Here is a 4,886-nt window from a genome sequence, read left to right as displayed (position 1 = left end):
GGTAAGGATCCGTCAAAGGTTGACCGTTCGGCGGCGTATGCTGCGCGTTACGTGGCAAAAAACATCATTGCCGCTGGTCTAGCCGAGCGCTGCGAAATTCAGGTGTCCTACGCCATCGGCGTGGCGGAGCCGACCTCCATCACAATCGAAACTTTCGGCACCGAAAAGATCCCGTCTGAGAACCTGACGGCGCTGGTGCACGAATTTTTCGACCTGCGTCCTTATAAACTCATTACCATGTTGGATCTGCTGAAGCCAATCTACCGCGAAACTGCCACCTATGGCCATTTCGGACGCGAACATTTCCCGTGGGAAAAAACCGATAAAGCCGAACTACTGCGGGACGCCAGCGGCCTGAAATAACGCACTATGACGCGTGGCGGGCATAAATGCCATGACACAGAAACAGCGATCGTCTCGATCGCTGTTTTTTGTCTACAGGACAAGTTTCCCGTCGATATTCGTTCGCCGATAAAGTCTGTGTTCTACTGACGCACTCCTTTCCCGCTATTGCGGTCTGGTCTGTCTCTACCCCCGAATGCCTATGGCCCGTCATCTCACGCGGGATGATACGGGTTTATTTACTAGACGGACACATACCGGCTAGTGCAATTCTGCCTGCCGTCGCATGCAGGACTACGACGTTTTTCTACGGTGTTCATACTATCTAGTCGCCCCAGTGCAGTGCGATAAAAAATTATTCAGAGAAAAATTTTTTATCTACACTAAGTTAAAACAAATTACAGAAAAATAAATTTTAATATATAATTAATACGATATCAGGATTATTCCATATGACAACCGCTCTGAATACCCTAATATTAGCATGGCAATGCTTTTTAATACGGATGAATATGCTGACAGACAGGGATAAGCGTATGTAACTGATTACATATTTTTATATGTACATCATACTTTTTAAAAATACATTTATATAAAAATATAAATTAGTTTTTATTAAAACTGACACATATAAATCCGGCAGATCCCATACTTGTTTTACTTTTTTCGTTTTTTTATAGCAGCATTGACCGGCCGGCCTACTATTTCGACTGGATGCTGGCATAATCGCCGGCGCGCCGCTTTTCCTGTCTACGGACTTGCACATTGATAACTGTAACAGGAATGGATCGTTAGCTCCATGATGTTTGGCGCTGCGGTGGGCACACTCGCTTCCGGCTGGAGATGTCAGCTAAATTAGGGCGGAAATTCAGCCTACTTGCCGGCGCCATTTTGTTCATCATCAGTTCGCTTTGGTTGGCATTATCGCCCAATGTAGAATTGCTGATTATCGCCCGTATTCTGCTGGAGCTGGCTGTCGGGATTGCCTCTTACTTACCGCCCCGCTTTACCTGTCGGAAATAGCGCTGGAAAAGATCTGCAGTTCGATGATTTCCATATATCAGTTGATGATTACCATCGGGGATCCTAGCGTCCTATCTCTCTAATGCCACTTTCGGCTATAGCGACTCCTGGCCTTGGATTCTAGGTATTATTACCATTCCCGTGGCGTTTCTTTTTATCGGAATGCAGCTTCTGTCGAGCCAGTCCACTCTGACTGGCGGCGACCCGGAGGCGTTATCATGAAGCACAAAAAGTACTCGATATGCTTTGCAGTTTTAGCGAAGCAGGTACGCAAAGAATTAGAAGAAATCCGCGAAAGTTTGAAAATCAAACAAAGCGGATGGGTACTATTCAAAGATAATAGTAATTTCCGCCATGCGGTCTTTCTAGGCGTCCTGTGCAGGTGATGCAGCAATTCACCAGTATGAACACTATCATGTATAATACGCCGAAAAAATTTTTCGAGATTACTGGTTTTACCAGCACTGCCAACCAGATATGCGGAACGGTGATTGTCGGATCGGTCGCGGATCACTGAGGCCGTAAACCGACCTTGAAACTGGGCTTCCTGATTATGGGGTTGGTATAGGTGTGCTGGATTACGCCTGCTGCATCTAGGGATCGACACTGAATTCCAAAAATACTTTATCATCGTCATGCTGATGCTGTTTATCGTCGGCTTCGCGATGAGCGCCGTCCCGCTGATTTGGATACTGTGTTCTGAAATTCAGCCGCTGAGAAAGGATGCGACTTCAGTATCACTGTGTCCACTGCCACCAACTGGATCGCCAAAATGATCGTCGGCGCGACCTTCCTGACTATGCTGGATACGTTGGGCAACGCCAACACCTTCTGGGTGTACGGAGCGCTGAACGTCGTCTTTATCGTATTGGCCATTATGCTAATTCCGGGAACCAAAAACGTTTCCTTGAGCATATAGAATATAATCTAATGACTGGCAAGCCGCTGCGCGAAATTGGCGCGTGGGAAAATTAACAGCTATCCCTTTGCGTAGACCCTACGCCGCCGTCCCGCTGGGAGGCAGCATTTTTATGCTCCCGAGGCGGCGGGATACATAGATCCGTCTTCATAGCCTGCTTGATGACCTGGGCGTTGGCAGCGTTTTGTTTCCGTGCTCATCATGGTGCCGAGCACGGAGGTCTGCCTATGTCCCCCTGTCCCCTTTGCGACAATGACATCCCTAGTGCAGATATCACGCGCCGGCAAGATCGGATTGCAATGCTCATATTGCGGCAACGAAATGTTGTCCTGTGCACATCTCTGGACGGCGCCGCACGCCATTCTCACGCTGTTGCATTCTGTTACACCGGCGGTTATGCTAATGAATATGAAACCGTCACGTATCCCAATAGCCCTGCAGCAGAGCGTCCATCCGACGCGACGCCCATTAAATTTACCTGTCGCTGCGCAACTAGGTTGCCTGCGCATTTCTAAATTGAACACGTTAATAACGCTGCATAAAACTTCGAGCCTGCTGGCCTTTGCCCTATTATTCATTTCTTTTTCCACAGCGGCCAAGGTACAGAAGATTACTAATTTCAACCAGGCGAAAGCGGCAGCAGTTGGAATCAATCGCGATGCGCCCGGCACCTTTTATTGTGGTTGTCCCATCCGCTGGCAGGACAAAAGGGGTATCCCGGATCTGGGGTCATGCGGCTATCAGGTGCGTAAAAGCAAGCTGCGCGCCAACCGCATCGAATGGGAACATGTGGTACCAGCTTGGGAGTTCGGCCACCGGCTCCAATGCTGGCAAAAAGGTGGTCGTAAAAACTGTGCCAAAGATCCAGTTTATCGGAAAATAGAAGCCGATCTGCATAACCTACAGCCAGCGATCGGCGAGATCAATGGCGATCGCGGCAACTATCAGTACAGTCAATGGCGCGGCGACGAAGGCCAGTACAGCCGCTGTGGGAAGGTGGATTTCAAAAACAAGCAGGCGGAGCCGCCTGCCCGCGCGCGCGGTGCCATCGCACGCACTTACTTCTATATGCGCGATCATTATCGTCTTCGTCTTTCCCGGGCGCAAACGAAGTTATTTGAGGTATGGGACCGTACCTATCCGGTGACTGAGTGGGAATGCAAACGCAATCGGCGTATTGCCGCAGTACAGGGTAATCTCAATCCTTATATCATGCGGGGTTGCAGCCAATAAGAGCGCCGCTCCACACTAGAGTGGCCCCGCCGTTGCGCTAGTAGGGTTAAATCCTCTAGCAGCCAGATAATCTGGACTTGTAACCACGCCTTATGCGAAACCTCGAATATATCGTCTGGTACCGATAACCGTCGGTGCCGGACGTGAAGTTAGAGAAAACGCGGTGTATCTTACATTATAAGCCAGGTGTTGCGCATGAACACTGACACGCTGCATGAGCTGTTTGACGACAGTAATCAGGTTCTTAACTCCCGGTTGACCCGAATGAAAAAAGCTGTCGAGACCACGGTGCTAGCTAGCTGCACGTACGGAAGATCGCGAATCGCTGATGTATTTGCACCTGGGACAGGCGATGTTTCGCGGGGAAAAGATGGAATTCGTTATCCAAAATCTATTAAATTGGGCGTAAATGTTATCGCGCTATTTTTTTCGGTACGCTGTGACCTAAAAGCTGAAGGGCAAACGGCTGGAGAAAAAGCTGCTGCAGTGGCGCAAAATCGCTATCCGCGCATAACAATGCGGCCGCAACCGTATGGCGGAGAGATCCCCCGCGATGACACTTGAGGCCTACAGTACGCAGGGCTAAACTTAATTAACGTCTCCAAACTGAACAGCGCATTAATACGCTGCCGCTGTGCTGGCGGAGAATGTTCGTCTGCTGATCGGGCCAGAAGGCAGCCATGTCGGCGGAGGAAGTTTCATTGACCACTAACTATAGATTTACCGATGTTATACTGGGGCCACGCGTGTGTCACGCACTGAGACTACTGCCATCATCCGCCCTACGAGTGCGTTTCGGCGATTTAGGGTAAAAGACAATGATTAAGCTTGGCATCGTGATGGATCCGATTTCCTCCATCAATATCAAAAAAGATAGCAGTTTCGCCATGCTGCTGGAAGCGCAGCGCCGATGCTATGAAATTCACTATATGGAAATGAGTTCCCTGTATTTGCGCGGAGGCGAAGCGCTTTCCTCCACCCGTCTGCTGACGGTAAAACAAGATTATGACGCGTGGTACAGCTTTAACGGCGAACACGATATCAACCTGGGCGAACTAGATGTTATCCTAATACGCAAGGATCCGCCCTTTGATACCGAATTTATATATGCTACCTACATTCTGGAACGTGCGGAAGATGAAGGGGCGCTTATCGTCAACAAACCGCAGAGCCTGAGGGACTGTAACGAGAAGCTGTTTATTGCCTGGTTCGCGCGCTATACGCCTGACACGCTGGTAAGCCGCCGGGACGACCACATCCGTTCTTTCTGGCAGAAGCACGGCGACATCATCCTGAAACCGCTGGACGGCATGGGCGGTACGTCGGTTTTTCGTGTCAAGCAAGACGATCCCAACCTGACAGTCATTGT

General features: G+C 49.5%; 4 protein-coding genes and 1 pseudogene. All 5 read left to right on the top strand.

Annotation, left to right across the window (positions count from 1 at the left end; all coding sequences use genetic code 11):
• Positions 1-363, top strand: a 363-nt coding sequence (locus BG74_RS16950) for a methionine adenosyltransferase domain-containing protein (protein ID WP_244267321.1), incomplete at its 5' end; no start/stop codon positions are given.
• Between the two features lie 671 nt (positions 364-1,034).
• Positions 1,035-2,340, top strand: a pseudogene (locus BG74_RS18910) (sugar porter family MFS transporter); the annotation flags it as partial.
• Between the two features lie 499 nt (positions 2,341-2,839).
• Entirely contained in the window at positions 2,840-3,517 is a 678-nt protein-coding gene (gene endA / locus BG74_RS05285; protein ID WP_439895674.1) for a deoxyribonuclease I, read from the top strand.
• Between the two features lie 195 nt (positions 3,518-3,712).
• A complete protein-coding gene (locus BG74_RS16930) occupies positions 3,713-4,081 on the top strand; it encodes a hypothetical protein (RefSeq protein WP_066597105.1) in 369 nt (122 codons plus the stop codon).
• Between the two features lie 254 nt (positions 4,082-4,335).
• The coding region (locus BG74_RS16925; RefSeq protein WP_244267329.1) for a glutathione synthase at positions 4,336-4,886 on the top strand (551 nt) is incomplete at its 3' end.

Source organism: Sodalis-like endosymbiont of Proechinophthirus fluctus (assembly GCF_001602625.1).
In the GTDB taxonomy this organism is placed as follows: Bacteria; Pseudomonadota; Gammaproteobacteria; order Enterobacterales; family Enterobacteriaceae.
This window is presented reverse-complemented; position numbering and strand designations above follow the sequence as displayed.

Bases quoted from the DNA above. Each gene is read 5' to 3' on its own strand.
- BG74_RS16930 (WP_066597105.1), top strand. From the start codon at position 3,713: ATGAACACTGACACGCTGCATGAGCTGTTTGACGACAGTAATCAGGTT.